General features: G+C 69.9%; 23 protein-coding genes and 1 tRNA gene. 11 read left to right on the forward strand and 13 right to left on the reverse strand.

The annotated features are described in order from the left end of the window. The 3 genes from ACE3O1_RS08535 to ACE3O1_RS08545 form a co-directional block, all read left to right on the forward strand. A partial coding sequence (locus tag ACE3O1_RS08535) for a hypothetical protein (RefSeq protein WP_374314462.1) occupies window positions 1-208 on the forward strand: 208 nt, incomplete at its 5' end. 26 nt (window positions 209-234) lie between these two features. Continuing rightward, window positions 235-714, forward strand: a complete 480-nt coding sequence (locus ACE3O1_RS08540) for a heme-degrading domain-containing protein (RefSeq protein WP_374314464.1) — start codon at window positions 235-237, stop codon at window positions 712-714. Window positions 715-800: 86 nt separating this feature from the next. Further along, window positions 801-876 (forward strand) — tRNA-Met (locus tag ACE3O1_RS08545). A 24-nt stretch (window positions 877-900) separates the two neighbouring features. Here the strand turns inward: ACE3O1_RS08545 and ACE3O1_RS08550 are convergent. Continuing rightward, entirely contained in the window at window positions 901-1767 is an 867-nt protein-coding gene (locus tag ACE3O1_RS08550) for an alpha/beta fold hydrolase (RefSeq protein WP_374314466.1), read from the reverse strand. Window positions 1768-1907: 140 nt separating this feature from the next. On the opposite strand from ACE3O1_RS08550, the gene ACE3O1_RS08555 reads away from it, so the two are divergent. Genes ACE3O1_RS08555 through ACE3O1_RS08570 form a run of 4 tightly spaced genes read left to right on the forward strand, consistent with a single transcriptional unit; the run spans window position 1908 to window position 6320 of the window. Continuing rightward, window positions 1908-3293 carry an ABC transporter substrate-binding protein gene (locus tag ACE3O1_RS08555; RefSeq protein WP_374314468.1) on the forward strand — a complete coding sequence of 462 codons (1386 nt, stop codon included), beginning with the start codon at window positions 1908-1910 and terminating at the stop codon, window positions 3291-3293. A 1-nt stretch (window position 3294) separates the two neighbouring features. Next, on the forward strand, window positions 3295-4251 hold the full coding sequence (locus ACE3O1_RS08560; protein ID WP_374314470.1) for a carbohydrate ABC transporter permease: 957 nt from the start codon (window positions 3295-3297) through the stop codon (window positions 4249-4251). After that, entirely contained in the window at window positions 4248-5216 is a 969-nt protein-coding gene (locus ACE3O1_RS08565; RefSeq protein WP_374314472.1) for a carbohydrate ABC transporter permease, read from the forward strand. Before ACE3O1_RS08560 ends, ACE3O1_RS08565 begins: the two co-directional genes overlap by 4 nt. A 39-nt stretch (window positions 5217-5255) precedes the next feature. Further along, the gene (locus ACE3O1_RS08570; RefSeq protein ID WP_374314474.1) at window positions 5256-6320 is read left to right on the forward strand and encodes a YihY/virulence factor BrkB family protein; all 1065 of its coding nucleotides are present in this window, start codon (window positions 5256-5258) and stop codon (window positions 6318-6320) included. A 25-nt stretch (window positions 6321-6345) separates the two neighbouring features. Here the strand turns inward: ACE3O1_RS08570 and ACE3O1_RS08575 are convergent, their stop codons facing one another. Next, complete coding sequence (locus ACE3O1_RS08575; protein ID WP_374314476.1) at window positions 6346-6696, reverse strand: hypothetical protein; 351 nt, start codon at window positions 6694-6696, stop codon at window positions 6346-6348. Window positions 6697-6927: 231 nt separating this feature from the next. Here ACE3O1_RS08575 and ACE3O1_RS08580 point away from each other — a divergent pair, with 231 nt between their 5' ends. Then, the gene (locus ACE3O1_RS08580; RefSeq protein ID WP_374314478.1) at window positions 6928-7260 is read left to right on the forward strand and encodes a hypothetical protein; all 333 of its coding nucleotides are present in this window, start codon (window positions 6928-6930) and stop codon (window positions 7258-7260) included. Between the two features lie 7 nt (window positions 7261-7267). On the opposite strand, the gene ACE3O1_RS08585 is transcribed toward ACE3O1_RS08580, so the two are convergent. Next, on the reverse strand, window positions 7268-7525 hold the full coding sequence (locus tag ACE3O1_RS08585; protein WP_374314480.1) for a hypothetical protein: 258 nt from the start codon (window positions 7523-7525) through the stop codon (window positions 7268-7270). Then, on the reverse strand, window positions 7512-7844 hold the full coding sequence (locus ACE3O1_RS08590; protein WP_374314482.1) for an ATP-dependent DNA ligase: 333 nt from the start codon (window positions 7842-7844) through the stop codon (window positions 7512-7514). Before ACE3O1_RS08590 ends, ACE3O1_RS08585 begins: the two co-directional genes overlap by 14 nt. 148 nt (window positions 7845-7992) lie before the next feature. Between ACE3O1_RS08590 and ACE3O1_RS08595 the strand changes: the two genes are divergently transcribed. Continuing rightward, on the forward strand, window positions 7993-8778 hold the full coding sequence (locus tag ACE3O1_RS08595; protein WP_374314484.1) for a patatin-like phospholipase family protein: 786 nt from the start codon (window positions 7993-7995) through the stop codon (window positions 8776-8778). Here ACE3O1_RS08595 and ACE3O1_RS08600 read toward each other — a convergent pair. From ACE3O1_RS08600 to ACE3O1_RS08640, 9 genes are all read right to left on the reverse strand, one after another. Next, a complete protein-coding gene (locus ACE3O1_RS08600) occupies window positions 8751-9425 on the reverse strand; it encodes a Type 1 glutamine amidotransferase-like domain-containing protein (protein ID WP_374314486.1) in 675 nt (224 codons plus the stop codon). The genes ACE3O1_RS08595 and ACE3O1_RS08600 overlap by 28 nt on opposite strands. Window positions 9426-9675: 250 nt before the next feature. Then, on the reverse strand, window positions 9676-10023 hold the full coding sequence (locus ACE3O1_RS08605) for a sugar ABC transporter ATPase (protein WP_374314488.1): 348 nt from the start codon (window positions 10021-10023) through the stop codon (window positions 9676-9678). Window positions 10024-10046: 23 nt separating this feature from the next. After that, entirely contained in the window at window positions 10047-10595 is a 549-nt protein-coding gene (locus ACE3O1_RS08610) for a type 1 glutamine amidotransferase domain-containing protein (protein WP_374314490.1), read from the reverse strand. Window positions 10596-10675: 80 nt separating this feature from the next. Beyond that, window positions 10676-11494: an MOSC domain-containing protein gene (locus tag ACE3O1_RS08615; RefSeq protein WP_374314492.1), complete on the reverse strand. Its 819-nt coding sequence runs from the start codon at window positions 11492-11494 to the stop codon at window positions 10676-10678. A 39-nt stretch (window positions 11495-11533) separates the two neighbouring features. Next, entirely contained in the window at window positions 11534-11851 is a 318-nt protein-coding gene (locus ACE3O1_RS08620; protein ID WP_374314494.1) for an ArsR/SmtB family transcription factor, read from the reverse strand. Next, the gene (locus tag ACE3O1_RS08625) at window positions 11848-12321 is read right to left on the reverse strand and encodes an SRPBCC domain-containing protein (protein WP_374314497.1); all 474 of its coding nucleotides are present in this window, start codon (window positions 12319-12321) and stop codon (window positions 11848-11850) included. Before ACE3O1_RS08625 ends, ACE3O1_RS08620 begins: the two co-directional genes overlap by 4 nt. 121 nt (window positions 12322-12442) lie before the next feature. Beyond that, window positions 12443-13543 (reverse strand): ABC transporter permease, encoded by a 1101-nt coding sequence (locus ACE3O1_RS08630; RefSeq protein ID WP_374314499.1) that lies wholly within the window; start codon window positions 13541-13543, stop codon window positions 12443-12445. Beyond that, on the reverse strand, window positions 13540-14550 hold the full coding sequence (locus ACE3O1_RS08635; protein WP_374314502.1) for an ABC transporter ATP-binding protein: 1011 nt from the start codon (window positions 14548-14550) through the stop codon (window positions 13540-13542). The genes ACE3O1_RS08630 and ACE3O1_RS08635 overlap by 4 nt, the downstream gene beginning before the upstream one ends. Before the next feature lie 36 nt (window positions 14551-14586). After that, on the reverse strand, window positions 14587-15594 hold the full coding sequence (locus ACE3O1_RS08640; RefSeq protein WP_374314504.1) for a glycerophosphodiester phosphodiesterase family protein: 1008 nt from the start codon (window positions 15592-15594) through the stop codon (window positions 14587-14589). Window positions 15595-15747: 153 nt separating this feature from the next. On the opposite strand from ACE3O1_RS08640, the gene ACE3O1_RS08645 reads away from it, so the two are divergent. Together ACE3O1_RS08645 and ACE3O1_RS08650 are read left to right on the forward strand one after the other, a co-directional pair. Beyond that, a complete protein-coding gene (locus tag ACE3O1_RS08645; protein ID WP_374314508.1) occupies window positions 15748-16656 on the forward strand; it encodes a Bax inhibitor-1/YccA family protein in 909 nt (302 codons plus the stop codon). A gap of 134 nt (window positions 16657-16790) precedes the next feature. After that, entirely contained in the window at window positions 16791-17129 is a 339-nt protein-coding gene (locus ACE3O1_RS08650) for a helix-turn-helix domain-containing protein (protein WP_374314506.1), read from the forward strand. Window positions 17130-17232: the final 103 nt, after the last annotated feature.

A 17232-nucleotide genomic window follows, 5' to 3' on the forward strand; every position in this document is an offset into this window, starting at 1 on the left:
GGTCGTCGCGCCGGTCGTGGCGCCGTCGCCGTCGGTGCCGCCCGTCGATGAGACCCCGCCGGGCGAGGTCGCCGGCGAGGCGCCCGAAGACGAGCTCGCCGCCTCGGGTGGCGCTTGGCCGGGGCTGCTCCTGATGGCGGCCGTCGGTCTCGTGGTCGCCGGCGCGACGATCGCGGGCCTCGGCGCGAGCCGCCGCCGTTCGGCATAGCCGCAGCCCCGCGATACGGTCATCGCATGAGCGAAGCGGCCCGCGACACCCTTGCCCGCGTCGAGCGCGAGGAGGCCGAGCTGGTCCTCCCCCGATTCGATCTGTCGGATGCCTGGACCCTGGGTTCCCGGATGCGCGAGGCCGCGGCATCCGCTCGCCTGCCGATCGTGATCGGCATCACGCTCGGGGAGGCCCGCGTCTTCCACACGGCACTCCCCGGCTCGAGCGCCGACAACGACGGCTGGCTCGAGCGGAAGACGCGCGTCGCCCGCCGGTATGGACGCTCGTCCTACGGGGTCGGGCTGTCGTTCCGCGCCGTCGGTAAGGACTTCGACGGCGACGCCCGGCTCGACCCGGTGCTCTATGCCGCGCACGGCGGTGTGTTCCCGATCACGATCGAGGGTGTCGGCGTCGTTGGCACTGTCGGGGTCTCGGGGCTCCCCCAGGCCGACGATCACGCCTTCGTGGTCGAGCACCTCCGCGCGCTTCCCGCGGAGTGGGGCTGACGCGCGGAGGGCACATCCGGACTCACAGCGAAACCCCGGTTAACGATCCATCACCCCGAGCCCGAACGGGTCTAGCGTTACCTCATCGCGGCGATCCGGGCGGTCCCGGGCACCGGCTCATATCCGAGTGCGTTGCGGGTTCGACTCCCGCCGTCGCGTCCACGTTTGACGGGCTGCGACACGGCGCTACGGCTCGCGGCGCAGGAACGGGATGAGCGACGCGACCAGCGCGTCGGGCGCCTCCTCGGCGACGTGATGTCCTGAATCGATCCCGTGCCCGCTGACGGTATCGGCCCAGTCCCGCCAGATCGCCACGGGGTCGCCGTACAGATCCTCGAGGTCGTCGCGCAGCGACCACAGCACCAGGACGGGCATCCTGAGCCGTCGTCCGTTCGCTCGATCCTGCTCTTCGTGCTGCCGGTCGACGGTGAGCCCCGCGCGGTAGTCCTCGAGCATCGCGCGCACGACGTCGGGGTTGCGCATCGCCTCGCGCCACTCCGCGTGGTTCTCGGCCCCCATCGTGCGTGCATCGCCGGCGTACCAGCCGTCCGGGTCGGCGTTGATGACGCGTTCGGGCACCTCGGGCTGGGCGTAGAAGAACCAGTGCCACCACGCCGTCGCGAACCGGGCATCGGCGCGATGCAGGTGCTCGCTGATGGGGATGCAGTCCATCAGAACCGCTCGCTCGACACGCTCCTCGTGGTCGAGCGCGAGGCGGAATCCGACGTAGCTCCCGCGATCGTGGCCGACCACTGCGAATCGGTCATGGCACAGCGCATCCATGACGCGGACCATGTCGCCGGCAACGGCTCGCTTCGAATGTGCGCTGTGATCTGCGGTCGGTGCGGGGCCATGGGACTTCCCGTAGCCCCGAAGGTCCGGCACGACGACCGTGAAGCCGGCGTCGACGAGCGCCGGCGCGACGGCATGCCACGTGGACCCGGTGCGGGGATGACCGTGCAGGAGCAGCACGGCAGGTCCCTCCCCCGCGTGGCGCACGTGGACGTGAGCGGGGCCGACGTCGATGTCGTCGATCGTGAATCCCTCGAACACCCGACCAGCATGCCCCACCCCGCACGCCAGGCGCATTACGCCGTCGCAGAAGAAGAGTCAAGGCCCTCAGAGAGCCGCCGCACCTCGTCATATTTTCTCGCCACCACCCACTTCGACCCCCTGGGTGGAGGAGGTAGGTCATGCGCACTTCGACCCGGACCCTTGCCGTCGTGTGCGGCACCGCGGCCGTCGGCTTCGCACTCTCCGCCTGCGCGGTCGGCACCGGCGGCGCCGGCGATTCGGATGCCACGTACGACTCCGGCGCCGAGCTGAGCGGCGAGCTGGCGGTGATGGGATTCTCCGGCGTGGACGAGGTCGCCACGACACGCGTCGAGTTCGCCGAAGAGCAGCTGGGAGACGTCGACGTCGCCCTCGCCGAAGGTGACCTCGACCTCCAGCAGTTCCTCTCGGCCGTCGCGACCGGCTCGCCGCCGGACATCGTCTACGCGTCCCGCGACCAGATCGGATCCCTCGCCGCACGCGGCGCCGTGGTCGCGCTCGACGACTGCATCGAAGGCGAGGGCATCCCGGTCGACGAGTTCGTCCCCGCGGCGATCGAGCAGGTGACCCTCGACGGCGTCGTCTACGGCATCCCGGAGTTCAACACCGTGCAGCTGACCATGGCCAACGCCGAGCTGCTCTCGGCAGCGGGACTCGCGATCGACGATGTCAACGGATCGGACTGGGAGGCGATGTCGGCTGCCGCCGAAGCGCTCTTCGTCGAGTCGGGGGGCGACCTCGAGGTGATCGGCGTGGACAGCAAGCTGCCCGAATTCCTGCCTCTGTGGGCCAAGGCGAACGGCGCGGATCTCATCTCCGAGGACGGCCGCACCGCCCAGCTCGATGACCCTGCGGTCGTGGAGGCGTTGACCTGGGCCGTGTCGATCTACGACGCCCAGGGCGGATTCAGCGCCGTCAAGGCGTACCGCGACTCGGCGGACTTCTTCGGCGAGGGCAACCAGTTCGCGACGGGCGTCCTCGGCGCCATGCCGATGGAGCAGTGGTACGTCAACGTTCTGAACGACGTGTCACCCGACGCCCCGATGGAGTTCGACACGGTGCGCGCGCGCTCGGGCGAACCTGTCGCGTACGCGTCCGGCTCGGCCTGGGCGATTCCATCGGGCAGCGCCAACCCCGAGGCGGCGTGCCGCTTCGCGCGGGCGATGACCTCCACGGACGCCTGGCAGGCCGCGGCGGAGGCGCGCATCGAGGCGCGGGATGCCGAGGGCAAGCCGTTCACCGGAATCCTCACGGGCAACGCCACGGCCGACGACATGATCCGCGACATGACGACGTCCGGCGGCGAGCCGTGGGACACCGCCGTCGCCAAGATGTACGAGGCCAACGACAGCACGTTCGCCCTGCCGGCCAACCCGGCCGACGCGGAGTTCAAGGCGGCGATGTTCGACGCGGTGAACTCGGTGCTCAACGGCGAGGCGGCGCCTGAGGAGGCGCTCGCCGCAGCCCAGACCGCCGCGCAGGAGGCCCTCGACGCCGGATGGGCCGAACTGGAGGAGGACGGCTGACGTGGCCACGGCGACGACGCCGACGCACGTCGACCCGGCACGCACGCGCGGGCGCCGGCGCGCCCGCCGGCGCTACGTCGGTTCGGCGCTCCTCTTCCTGAGCCCCTGGATCATCGGGTTCCTGGTCTTCACCGCGTGGCCGCTCATCTACAGCGTCTACCTGTCGCTCACCGACTACGACGTGATCAACGATCCCGAGTTCGTCGGTCTCGACAACTATGCCGAGCTCTTCGCCGATCCCAAGATCGCGCTCGCCCTCGGCAACACCCTCTTCTTCACCGCGATACAGGTTCCTCTGTACGTCGTGGTATCGCTTCTGCTCGCGCTCCTGCTCGACCGGGCAGGCCGCAGCTCGGGGTTCTTCCGCACCGTGTTCTTCCTGCCGAAGATGACCCCGCCGGTCGCCGTCGGCATCCTGTTCCTGCTGCTGTTCAACGGTCAGAACGGCCTGTTCAACACGGTGCTGGGCTGGTTCGGGATCGACGGGCCGTCCTGGACGACGGATCCGTCGTGGGTCAAGCCGGGCCTCATCATCATGAGCCTGTGGACGGTGGGGGCATCCGTGATCATCCTGCTCGCGGCGCTGCAGGCTGTGCCCGGGGAGCTGTACGAGTCTGCACGACTGGACGGCGCCGGATTCTGGCGGCAGTCGTGGTCGGTGACCCTGCCGATGATCAGCCCGGCCCTCTTCTTCGTGATCGTCGTCAACACGATCGCCGGGCTGCAGACGTTCGATGAGGCCTATACCGCGTTCTTCGGCGCCGGCAACACGACTTACAGCAACGACGCCGCGCTGTTCTACGTGATCTATCTCTTCCAGCAGGCGTTCCAGTTCCTGCACATGGGCTACGCCTCCGCGATGGCGTGGGTGCTGTTCGCCCTGATCATGGCCGTGACGGTCGTGCAGCTGGTCGTCTCGAGACGGCTGGTCTACTACGAAGGCGAGGACCGCCGATGAGCCGTGTGCTGCCGCCGAGGATCGAAGGAACCCCGCCGACAGGCGACCGCCCCAACGACGCGGCGATGTCGACCGCACGTGTGGATCCCGTCCAGCGCGCCGATCGCAGGGCGAACCGGCGCGGGCGCACCCCGGGATCCCGCCGGGGCGTCCGGATCCTCTCCATCGTCGCGCTGTCGCTCATCGGCGTCGTCTTCGTCTACCCCTTCATCTGGCTGATCAGCGCGTCCTTCAAGCCGCGGGGCGAGGTCTTCGACAACAAGCTGATCCCCGACACCTTCACGTGGGACAACTACGTGACGGTGTGGCAGGAGGCCCCACTCGCGCTGTGGCTGTGGAACACGGTCCTGGTGACGGTGCTGGCCGCGGTGACGGTGACGCTCTCGAGCGCCATGGTGGCGTGGGGCTTCGCGTACTACCGATTCCGGGGACGCAACGTCCTGTTCGGGCTGGTGCTCGCCAGCATGATGCTGCCCGGCGCGGTCACGATGATCCCGACGTTCCTGATCTGGAACTCGCTCGGATTCGTCGGAACCCTCGTGCCGCTGTGGGCGCAGAACATGTTCGCCAGCGCGTTCTACGTCTTCCTCCTGCGCCAGTTCATGCTCGGGCTCCCCCGGGATCTCTTCGACGCCGCCCGCGTGGACGGAGCCTCGCAATGGGCGGTGTTCTGGCGCATCGCGGTCCCGCTGAGCCGCCCGGCACTGGCGGTGACGTTCGTCTTCGAGGTGCAGGCGGTGTGGACGGACCTCATGCGTGCACTCATCTACCTGCGGGACTCGGCCACCTTCACCGTCCCTCGCGGGCTGAAGTCGCTCGTCGACGCGTTCGGCTTCGGCGGCGAGTGGCACTGGGAGATCATCGTCACGGCGAGCGTCATCGCCACGATCCCGATGATCCTCATCTTCTTCTTCGCTCAGAAGCAGATCATCCACGGCATCAGCGCAGGCGGCCTGAAGGGCTGATGGGTGGATGCCGCAGAGCAGCATCGTCGAGGAGGCACGATGACATCAGAGGCGACCGATCGTCGGACGACCCAGGCCGACGCACCTGACGCCGAGCGCGGGGACAAGCCAGACACCCCCGCCGAGATCGAGAAGAGGTCGTGGCGATACATCGCCGCGAAGACCGTGCGGGAGTTCTCCGACGACCAGTGCACGGATCTCGCCGCTGCTCTGACCTACTTCGGCGTCATGTCGTTCTTCCCCGGTCTCGTGGCCGTGTTCTCGCTTCTCGGCATCCTCGGCCAGGGAGACGAAGCCGCCGACACCGTGCTCGGCGTCGTCGAGTCGGTCGCGCCCGGCGACACCGCCGAGGCCCTGCGCGGGCCGATCGAGCAGCTCGCCTCGTCTCCCGCCGCCGGATTCGCGCTGGTCGCCGGCATCCTGCTCGCCCTCTGGTCGGCCTCAGGCTACGTCGGCGCCTTCGGGCGGGCGATGAACCGCATCTACGAGATCGAGGAGGGCCGGCCGTTCTGGAAGCTGCGGCCGATGCAGCTCCTGGTGACGGTGGTCACGGTGATCCTGGTCACCTCGGCCCTGGTGCTGCTTGTCGTCAGCGGCCCGGTCACCGACGCGATCGGCGCGGCGCTCGGACTCGGGGAAACGGTCCGAACCGTCTGGGACATCGCGAAGTGGCCGGTGCTCGCCTTCGTCGTGGTGCTGATCGTCGCGATCCTCTACTACGCGACTCCCAACGCCAAGCAGCCCAAGTTCCGGTGGATCAGCCTGGGTGCGCTGCTGGCGATCCTGGTGCTCGCCCTGGCGACCACCGCCTTCGCGCTGTACGTCGCGAACTTCTCGAACTACGACCGCACCTACGGCTCGCTCGCCGGCATCATCGTCTTCCTGCTCTGGCTGTGGATCGCGAATCTCGCGCTCCTCTTCGGCGCCGAGTTCGACGCCGAGCTCGAGCGCGGACGGCAGCTGCAGGCGGGGATCGCCGCGGAGGAGGAGATTCAGCTCCCGGCCCGCGACACCCGTCGCAGCGACAAGGCTGCTGAGCGCGAGCGCAAGGACATCTCGGAGGGCCGGCGCATCCGGGAGCAGCACGACGACGAGGCGTCCTGAAGCCGCGGTCCAAGCCGCGCCGACCTCAGGACTGGGTCGGGATCATGTACCAGGCGCCGGGTGCGGCCTCTGGGAGGTCGTCGGCGTTCAGGAGGCCCTCTCCTCCGGGAACGAGCGCATCCTTCAGAGTCGCCATGCTCTCCACCGCCGGGTCGTCGAGGAACTCCGGGCGATAGAGGGTGTCGACCGCGGCGAGCGGGGTCATCCACCCGACCGTGATCGTCACGTGCGACGGCTCACCGTCCACCGACAGGATGGGAACTTCGATGACATCGGCGCGGCCCTCGTGGACGAGCGCCAGCCAGTAGTCCAGCACGGCATCGGCGATGGCGTCGCCGGTCAGATACGAGCCGACCGGCGTGATCAGGGTCTTCATTCGCTCTCCTGGGAACCGCGGACGTTCGCTGCCGGGTCCTGGGCAGTGCGACCAGGCTAGGTGCGATCACGCGATGCGACCACCCCCCTTGCCAAATGCGCGTGGGAGTGGGACAGATCCCAGTCTGCGACGAACAAGCGGCGACGAACGATCGCGACGCGCAAGCTAGCGACGGCGGTTCGCGCGCGCAAGCCCCAGACGATCTCCGCACGAGCGCGCTAGAAAGAACCCATGAAGATGCTGATCTATGCCGGCAGCGAATTCATGACGAGCGATGCCGTGGCGGTGGCGCTCCTCCGCTACAGCGAGGCGCTCGCCGAGAGTCAGGAGGCGGCGACCATCGAGCTCCCGATCGTCGAGCCCGGGGGCAGGCTCACGACCGCTGAGTTCCTCGTCGGGCCGGCGAGTCAGATCGTGTCGAAGAACATCGAGACCGATCTCGAGGAGCCCGACGCTCCGGAGGTCGTCGAGCGCCTGCGCGCGATGACTCGACGGCTGCGCCCCGAGGCATCCATCGAATCCGAAGCGCCTTCGGGGAACGGGCGATGGAAGTGGGAGGACTGACGTCGCGTCAGTCCTCCGGCGACAGGCGCTCGGCATCCTTCGCCGGCGGCTCGACGTCGACCTCGTCAGGTATCGGGACGATGGCGATCGGCGTCCCCGGCGTGAGCAGGAGGAACGCCTGACGCGGCGCGCCCTCGCCGTCGTTCACCGACAGCCATGCGGTCCCGCGCGACACGCCGACCTCGATCTCGGAGAGCAGTTCGGCGGGCTCCCGTCCGCCGACACTGTAGTGCTCCCCGCCGTAGATGATGTCAATGCGCTTCATCGTGGGTCTCCGTTCCCGCTGCTTCCGCCGGTTCCGGAACCAGATAGAGCCCTGACGGCGAGTTCGCCGCGTAGACCAGGGCGTCGATCCACGCGATGTTCACGCGCGGCTTCCGGCTGCCGTAGTACTTGTACACCAGCGAGCAGCGCGGGTGGACCCAGACCGTCGTGCGGCCATCGCCGATGCTCGTGTCGTCCTTCCACGTGAAGTAGAACGGCTCGCCTCGCCGCAGCTTCGTGCCGATCACCACCTGAAGGTGTGCGAGCGTGCGGTCGTCGAAGTCCACCTTCACCGTGCCGTCGTAGATGAATTTGCCCATGCCAGCCTCCGAGATCGGGCTCCTGCCTCCGTCGGAGCACACGATCGACGTCGTCCATCATCGCGAACCCGGGAAGCGGGGACAACGCTCTTGACAGAGTCAGGCGCCGCCCTCACAGGACCGAGAGAGGAGTGGTACGTTCACGATCGTGCCCCTCGATCGATCCGCACACGCCGACGACCCGCGCCTGGGCCTCACCCTGAGCGGCGGCGGCGCGTTCGGCGCTGCCCACGTCGGCGTGCTGCAGGTGCTCGAGGAACGGGGCATCCGCCCGGGAATCGTCACCGGCACGAGTTCGGGCGCACTCGTGGGCTCGGCCTATGCCGCGGGACTCGACGGCGCGGCGATCGAGGCGATCGCCCGGCGGTTCCGGTGGAGCCGGATCGCAGCGTGGAGCTTCCAGCCGCGATGGGGCCTGCTGGACACGCGGGTCGTCGCGGAGGCCGTGCGGCGACTGCACGGCGAGGACCCTCGCATCGAAGACCTGCCGCGACGGTTCGGCGCGGTCGCGACCGACCTGCGCACTCGCCAAGCCGTCGTCATCGACCACGGGCCGCTGAGCGCCGCTCTTCGCGCCACGATCGCCGTCCCGGGCCTGCTGCCGCCGGTGCGCCTCGGCGGACGGCTTCTCGCCGACGGCGGGATGGTCGACAACGTTCCCCACTTCGCCGCTCGCAAGCTGGGCGCCGAGCGCGTGATCGTGGTTCACCTGCACGCCAAATGGGAGAACGTGCGCATGATGCGCAGCACGACGAAGCTCTCGGAGCTCATCGCCGATCCGTCCGTGGTGCTGGTGCAGCCCGAGATGGAGCGGATGGCGCAGTGGTCGATGCGGGACGTCCGGCGCCTCATCGCCGAAGGGCGCCGTGCCGCGACCGCCGCCCTCGACGACCACGCCGGCAGCGATCACCGCGGGGTCAGGATCTCCCACTGACCTTCGGAGACGACGTCGACCGCGCCGTCCGTCACGACGATCGCGGTCTGATCGTCGATCGCGTAGGAGGGTCCCGGGATGCCGGTGGCCCATTGCCGCGCGCGCTCGAGCGTGTTCGACTCCCAGCCCGGATAGTCGAGGTGCGGGAAGATCGAGAAGTCCACCAGCCCGAGCGGCTCATCCGGGTCGCCGGGCCGCCAGCCGCGGAACTGCTCCCCGATCCGGGGCGTCATCACCATGCTGCCGGCGCTGAGACCGACCCACACCGTGTCCTCGAGCGACGGGAACAGATCCGCCAGCCCGGACTCGCGCAGCCAGTGCGCGAGATACATCGCCTCGCCGCCGTCGACGAGAAGTGCGTCAGCCTCGCGCACCCACGGCGTCCAGCGCTCCTCTGAGAGGCTGGGGAGCGCGGTGAGCTCGAGCACGCCGAGCGATCTCCAGCCGAGGTCGACGAGGCCCGGGTCGCCGATCGCCGCTCCCATCACCGCCCGGCGCACCGATTCGGGACCGCACCAGGGGTGCCCCCACTGCGCCGTCGGGATGAACAGCGCGCTGCTGTCTTCGATCGGCTTGCCGAGCAGGCCCACGAGCGCTTCGCGGATCGAGGCGTTCGTGACTCCGCCAGAGGTCAGCAGCAGCTTCACCGTCGTGGTCCTCTCCTCGGAGAAATGGTGAAGCGGCCCGGGAAATCAGGGGGTGATCCGGGCCGCTTCCCCCACCAGATCCGTCGCGCTGAAAAGTCGGGCGAGCCGGGGGGCTGGCAGGTGAGGCCCTGGGGAAGCCTCGAGCAACACCGTATATGCGCCGGAATGCACGACCCGTGCACGACACGACGCGTGATTTCCGGCGTGTCGCGGTCAGCGCATGGCCTGGGGCGACGCGATCGCCGGCCGCTCAGAGGTCTTCCGGCGCCAGGTCGCCCTGCCCGTCCTCGCCCAGTTCCGCCACGGTGGGGTCCAGCATCTGCGTTTCGGGCTGCTCCTCGACGCCGGGCAGGTCGGCCCGCGGGATCTCGTCGAGATCGTCCGGCAGCTGACCTGGATCATCTCCGGTGGCGGTCGCGGGGTCGAGCTCCTCGGGCGGAACCCCTTGGTCCAGCAGGGTCGTGCGGTCCCACTCGGCCTGTGCGGGGTCCTGCGCGGGATCGGGTTCGATCGAGCTGTCGCGGTCGCGGATCGGCTGCGCACCGACCTGACCGTCGGGTGCGGGTGGGATGCTGTCATCCCGCGTCGCGTCGGACATCATGCTCTCCTTTTCTTCGCGCCTCAGACCGTCTGCTCCGCGTGACGGCCCTCGGCGATCTCCTCGACGACCTTGGCGTTGAAGGCCGGAAGGTCGTCCGGGGTGCGGCTCGAGACGAGACCCTCGTCGACGACGACTTCCTCGTCGACCCACAGCGCGCCCGCGTTGCGAAGATCCGTCCGCAGGCTCGGGTAGCTCGTGAGCGTGCGGCCCTCGAGGACCTCGGCCTCGACGAGGGTCCACGCGCCATGGCAGATCACGCCCACCGGCTTGCCCTCGGCGAAGAACGAGCGCGCGAAGGCCACGGCGGGCGCGTCCATCCGCAGGTGATCGGCGTTCACGACTCCGCCGGGCAGCACGAGCGCGTGGAAGGCTCCCGCGTCGACGTCGGCGCTGACCGCGTCGACGGCCTGCACGTGCCCGTTCTTGCCGGTGATCGAGCCGGACTTCGGAGCGACCATGACGGCCTCGGCTCCGGCATCCGTCACCGCCCGCCAGGGAGAGGTGAGCTCACTGTCTTCGAATCCATCGGTCGCGACGAAGGCGACCCGCTTTCCGGTGAGTTGACTCATGGAACCACGCTAGGAACGGGCGTAGCGGGCACGCAGGGGGTTGACAGAGCGGATGCTGCGGCGCAGGCCGCGATCCGCGCTCAGCCGGGAACGACCCCGTCGCCGACCCGGACGACGGCGCGCTCGGGCGATGCCGTGAGATCGGGGACGAGCCACACGCCGAACCACGTCTTGCCGTTCCACTTCCGGTGCTTCGCGAGGGTGCGGATCGGCTCTTTGCCGCGCACGAGGGTGACCGGGTCGATCGTCGTCATGACGCACCGGTCGCACACCCCGCTCACCCGGAAGCGCACGTCGCCGAGCGTCACCGCGGACCACGCGTCCTCGGCGAAGGGTGCGGCGGCGTCGCCGTCGACGATCACGTTGGGCCGGAAGCGCAGGATGTCGAGCTCCGGCGTCTCCGCGTCGGTCCAGCGATTGAGCTGCGCCATCGAGGACTCGCTCGCCAGGAGCAGCGGCCCGACGTCGGCGAGCGAGACTCGGTCCCCCGGAAGCCCGCCGTGTGCGGGGTTCACGCTGCGCACCCGCGGGTCGGGCTGCCAGATCAGCCGAGCGGTGCGGCTGAGCCGCTCGGTCAGCCACGCGTCGGCCTCGTCACCGGCGGGGAGAGCCGTGCCCTGCCGGGAGTGGCCGACGGCGACGGGGGCGGCAGCCCTCGGCTCCGGGATCCGGAGCGAATCGCCTTCGCGATCCTCCAGCGTCAGCGCGCCGTCGTGGCCGGTCACGGCTGTGAGGCCGAGCAGAGCGCCTGCCTCCCGCGCGGTGATGGGCTCGCCGTCCGCATCGACGACAGCCCAGCGGCGATCGCCGGCGAGCCCCCACGGCTCGACGGACGCAGCGGCGACGTCATACCCGGCCAGCGACTTCACCGGGTGGATGCGGATCCGCGTCACCTTCACGCGAGAACGCTACCGCCCGGATGCCGGTCCCCCGGCCGCTCAGAGGCCTTCGGCGATCTCCTTGATCGCCGCCAGGCGGCGGTCCCACTCGACGCCGACGGCGTCCAGCCGGCGCGCGGTCGCGCTCAGCTGCGAGCCGACGATGCGATAGCGCACCTCGCGACCCACGCGCACGGGCTCGACGAGCCCGACCTCCTGCAGCACGGCGAGATGCTTCGCGATCGCCTGGCGTGTGACCGGGAGCCGCCCGGCGAGGGCGGACGCCGAAGCGTCGCCCACGCCGAGGGCCGCCAGGATGCTCCACCGGGTCTCGTCTCCGAGCGCGGCGAACACCGGAACCAGCGCCTCCGTCGTCACGAGCCGCTCTCGAGCAGGGCGACGAGCTTGTCGAGCTCGCCGTTCCAGCCGTCGCGGTGGTCCGCGAGGTTGGCCGCCGGGTCGGAGGTGTTCTCGAACCCCGTCTCGACGACGGTCAGCTCGGTGCCGCCCTCGACCTCGACGAGTGTGAAGGTGAAGACCGTCGATCGGGCGTCGTCGAGGGTGTCCGGCACCACACCACTCGCATCGTCGTTGCCCCACCGGTACGACACGAGCCGCGGCGCCTCGATCGCCTCGATGCGCACGGGGATGGGGTCGCGGTCGGGCCAGCTCAGGGTTCCGACGGCGCCCGCGTGCGTGCCGGCGAAGGCCGCCCGCCCGAACCACTTGGAAATGTGCGCCGGCTCGGTGACCGCCTGCCAGACCTTCTCCACCGGGGCCGCGATGCGGATCGTGCGCCGCACGGCGAAGGCGGAGTCATCGACGACCGAGGACGGGTTGACTGTCATGCTCACAATGATCGTTCCTCTCTCCGCAGATGTGCAACCTCTGTATTGCACCTCATCTGCAACGCCAGGATTGCACGTCGCGAGAGCAATAGCAACCCTGGGGTTGCATTTGAGCGGAGGATCAGGCGATGCGCGTTCCCGGGGGCAGGCGGCGGGCGGGAGTGTTCGTTCGCGACCATGCCCACCACAGGAGACCCGCGGCGAGGAGGATCTGCAGGCCGAGGCCCACGAACCAGCTCGGCGTGGACTGCGCGATGACCTCCTCGGGACTCGGCTGATCGTCGCCGTAGTCCGGACTGCACTCGTCCCACGTCACCTCGGCCGGGGGCGCCTGCTGTGCCGCCCGGATCCCGAACTTGATCTGGCCGAACAGGTCGGAGGGATACCCGTTCCGGTCGAAGGTGGTCGGCGTCGCATCGGCCAGGATCACGAACGGGTTCGCCGCGAGGATCCACCACACCCGGTCGAATCGCGCGACCTCGTTGGTGTACGTGGTCCACTCGCCGCATTCGGGCGTCGGATCCTGCACGCACGGGTAGTCCTCACTCGGCGTCTCGCCCGGCATGCAGGGGAACTCGCCGTCCTGGTAGGACTCCCAGTCGATCGAGCGACTGTTGTAGGTCTGCTCGGTGCGCATCGTCGCGCCGACGAGACCGAACGCGATCAGGGTGCCCACCACCAGCGCCGCGACGACGAGGTAGGTCGTCGCGACCGAGAACAGCGGCCGGGCGATGATGCCGCTGAGTGCGACGCCGATCGCGGCGATGACGCCCACCTCGACCACCAGCACGAGGAGCGAGACCGCGATGGTCGCGGCATCCGCCCCTCCCGACAGTGTCGCGATCACGAGGAACGGAATCGCGACCACGACGAAGGCGAGGCCCGTGACCCACGCAGCGAGGAACTTGCCGATGAGGATCTCGGCCGTCGTCGCGAGGGTGACCTGCACAGGTGCGAGGGTGGCGGCGTCGCGATCGCCGTTGATCGAGTTGCCGCTCAGCGTCGGCGAGACGAGCACGATGAGCAGCAGCGTGATGTAGACGATCGTGGAGTAGATCGCCGAGCCCTGCGGGTCGGCCGCCCAGCTGTAGGCGAGGAACGACAGCGCCGTGACGATCAGGAGGAGCACGCCGAACACGCCGAGCAGCACGTACCAGGCGACGCTGCGCGTGCGCTGCGTCAGTTCGAGGCGGACGATGGTTCCGAGTCGCTGTGCGTTCACGACGTGGCCTCCTCGTCGGCGTCGGGTCGGGTAACGGGTGCGTCCGGCAAATCGGTCGGCGACATCGTCCCGGGCGGGGATGCGGGCGGCACGCCCTTGCCGAGGTCGAGGAACGTGTGCTCGAGGCTCCCCTGCGCCGCCGCGAACTCGGCCACCGCAAGGTCGGCCGAGACGAGCGAGCGCAGCGCGGCCGCCGCGGCTTCGTCGGAGTCGAACGCCACGATCACGTCGCGCCGGTCGGTGGTGACGGCAACTCCCAGCGTCGCGGCCACCCGTTCGGCGGCGACGGATGCCTCGGCACCCGCGATCCGCACGCGCCACGGACGCGCACGCCGCGCCGCCGCCTCGACCCGCCGTGTGTCGACGGTCTCGCCCTCGAGGAGGAAGACCGCGTCGTCGACGACCTCCTCCAGCTCGCTGAGGATGTGGCTCGACACCAGGATCGTGCGCCCCTCGGCGGCGAGGCGGCGCAGGAGCACCCTCAGATCGATGCGCGCCTGCGGGTCCAGGCCCGACGCCGGCTCGTCCAGCAGCAGCACGCGCGGCTCGTGCACGAGCGCCCGGGCGAGACCGAGCCGCTGCTTCTGCCCGCGCGAGAGCACCTTGGCCGCCGAGTCGGCGAGCGGCACGAGCCCCACTTCGGCGAGCAGCACCTCCGCACGCGCGGCGGCGACGGGCTTCGGCATCCCGTACAGCTGCCCCGTCACGACGAGCGTCTCACGCGAGGTCAGCGAGCCCCACGCGCCGAGGGCGTCGGGCATCCAGCCGATCAGTCCGCGTGCGACGTGCGGCTCGGCGACGGGATCGACGCCCTCGATCCGGATCGAGCCCGCATCGGGCGCGAGGAGCGAGGCGAGCATGAGGAGGAGGGTCGTCTTGCCGGAGCCGTTGGGGCCGACGAGACCCGTGACGCGCCCGGCGTGCGCCTGCAGCGTCACGTTCCGGACCGCCTGGATCTCACCGAACGCCCGCCGCACGCCTTGGACGACGATGCCGGGGGAGGTCATGGGACTCACCATCTCATATCCGGCCCCGGCGACCCGTCAGGAGCGGAAGAACGCCACGCCGAGATCCGGGTGATCGACGAAGACGCCGTCGATCGCGGCATCCCGGATCACCGCCCACTCCGACTCCCAGCCGCCGAACGCCGACGGTCCGCCGCGGCCGCGGAACTGCCCGATGAGGAAGGCGTTCTCGGGGCGGCACGTCCAGGTGAACACGCGCAGCCCGCGCTCGTGCGCGTCGGCGACCACCGTCGAGGTGCCGAGCCGCCCGAGCTTGTCGGGAGCGAGGATCATCCGCTTGTCGACGCTGATGCCGTCGACGCGCCCGACGAGGCCGTCCAGGCCGGCCGGCGCGGCGGTCTGCCGGTAGGTCAGAGCAGCCTTGCCGTGCTGCGACGCGAGGTCGAAGGGACGGCCGGCGGCTTCGAGGAGGTAGATGTACGACGCCCGGATGCCGCGCTCCTGCAGCCGGAAGAGCACGGTCGACTCGAACGCCTCGATCGTGAGCGGAAGCTCGCCGCCGGCCCAGCCGGCCTCCCGCAGCTCGGCGTCGACGAGCGCGGCGATGTCCCAGCCGATCGAGGCGAAGTAGGTCGCGTGCTTGATCTCGAGCACGACGCCGATCTCACGGCCCTGCGCAAGCGAGGCCTCACGGACGAGGTCGAGCACCTCCCGCAGCCGGAGGACGGGCTGCTGGTCATCGAAGGTCGCGCTCGACGGCCGCACCTTCGGCAGCCGCTCGCGGCAGCGGAGGGTCGAGAGCTCGTCCCACGTGAAGTCCTCGGCGAACCACCCGGTGAGCTCGGCGCCGTCGACGGTCTTGGTCGTGCGGCGGCCCGCGAACTCGATCCGGTCGGCGACGTCCGTGGTGCCCGAGATCTCGTTCTCGTGCCGCACGACGAGCACGCCGTCGGACGAGACGACGATGTCGGGCTCGACGCCGTCCACGCCGAGCTCGAGGGCGAGGTCGTAGGACGAGCGCGAGTGCTCCGGCCGGTAGCCGGGGGCGCCGCGGTGTCCGATCACGAGCGGAGTCCGGCGCGGCATCGCTCCAGGCTACCCGGGCCCCCGTGCCCGGCCGGGCCGCGGCATCCGCTCATAGCCGTCTCACAGCGCCGAGACTGCCCCGCTCGCGCGGCGTCGGATATCGTTGATCTACAGCACCGTGCTGTGCAACCCGTGACTTGGAGTGTGAGAGCAGTGGCCCTCGACAACCCCGCGTTCAACAACCCGGCCTTCCAGGATTCGAAGGCCGCCCGGAGCTACCCCGGCCGCCCCGGACTGCAGCCGCCGGCAGCGCAGACGCAGACCGCGTCGGCGCAGCACGCCGGAGTGGATGCCGCGGCCCAGGCGCAGCTCGAGGGCATGTACGCCGCCCCGTCGGCCGGCGCCGTCGAGACCGACCGCATGACGGTCGAGGACACGATCTGGAAGACGGTCGGCCTCTTCGCCGTCCTGCTGGTGACCGCCGTCGGCGGCTGGGTCTGGACGATGTCGCCCGTCGCCGAGACCGGCCAGCCCACGCTGATGCCGTGGATCATCGGCATGATCGGCGGATTCGTCCTCTCGCTCGTCGTGATCTTCACCTCGCGCAAGAAGATCCGCCCGGCGCTGATCTTCGCCTATGCGGCCTTCGAGGGCCTGTTCGTGGGCGGCATCTCGGCCTACTTCGAGATGATCTGGGAGGGCATCGTCCTGCAGGCGACGCTCGGCACCCTGTCGGTCGTCGGCGTGACCCTCGCCCTCTTCGCGAGCGGCAAGATCCGCGCGTCGAAGAAGGCCACGAAGGTCTTCATGATCGCCATGGTCGGCTACCTGGTCTTCTCGCTGCTCAACCTCGTGCTGATGTGGACCGGCGTCAACAACAACCCCTGGGGTCTGCTCGGCGAGCAGATCGCGGGCATCCCGCTGGGCCTCATCATCGGTGTCCTCGTCGTGATCATGGCCGCGTACTCGCTCGTGCTCGACTTCGACTCGATCCAGCAGGGTGTGCGCAACGGCGCTCCCCGTCAGTACGGCTGGATCGGCGGCTTCGGCATCATGGTGACCGTCGTCTGGCTCTACATCGAGATCCTGCGCATCATCGCGATCGTCCGCGGCTCGAACTAGCCTCGCGCCGGGTCGATCGACCCTTTCGAACGGCCGTCCGGTTCTCCGGGCGGCCGTTCTGCTCTGCCGGGCGGCCGTTCTGCTCTGAGCGGAACGGAGCGCCGCGCGCGGCATCCGCGTTCTATCGTGACGGCATGGCCGAGATCATCCCGCTGCCGACGAATCCCGCGCAGTCCTCGCCCCGCTCGCCCCGCGAGCCCGAGCCCCTGTGGCGGGACGCGCTCGGCGAGCAGCTGCGCCGCCTGCGACACGACCGCGGCGAGCGCCTCTCCGACACCGCCGAGCGGGCCGGGGTCTCGCCGCAGTACCTCTCCGAGATCGAGCGCGGCCTGAAGGAGCCCTCGAGCGAGATGATCGCCGCGGTGGCCGGCGCGCTCGAGGTGACGCTCGTCGAGCTGACCGCGGCCGTCGCCGACGACCTGCGCGCGCACGCGGCCTCCCCCGCCGCCGCCGTCTTCTCCCTCGCCGCCTGACCCCCCCCCCGTCCGTTCCGTCCGTTTGTGCGGGCGTTGGCGCGCCACTCGGTCGGGGGGGGGGCCCAGAGCGCCCGCCCAACCGCCCGGGGGGCACCCCCGG

The sequence above is a fragment of the Microbacterium sp. genome, from assembly GCF_041909575.1.
In the GTDB taxonomy this organism is placed as follows: domain Bacteria; phylum Actinomycetota; class Actinomycetes; order Actinomycetales; family Microbacteriaceae; genus Microbacterium.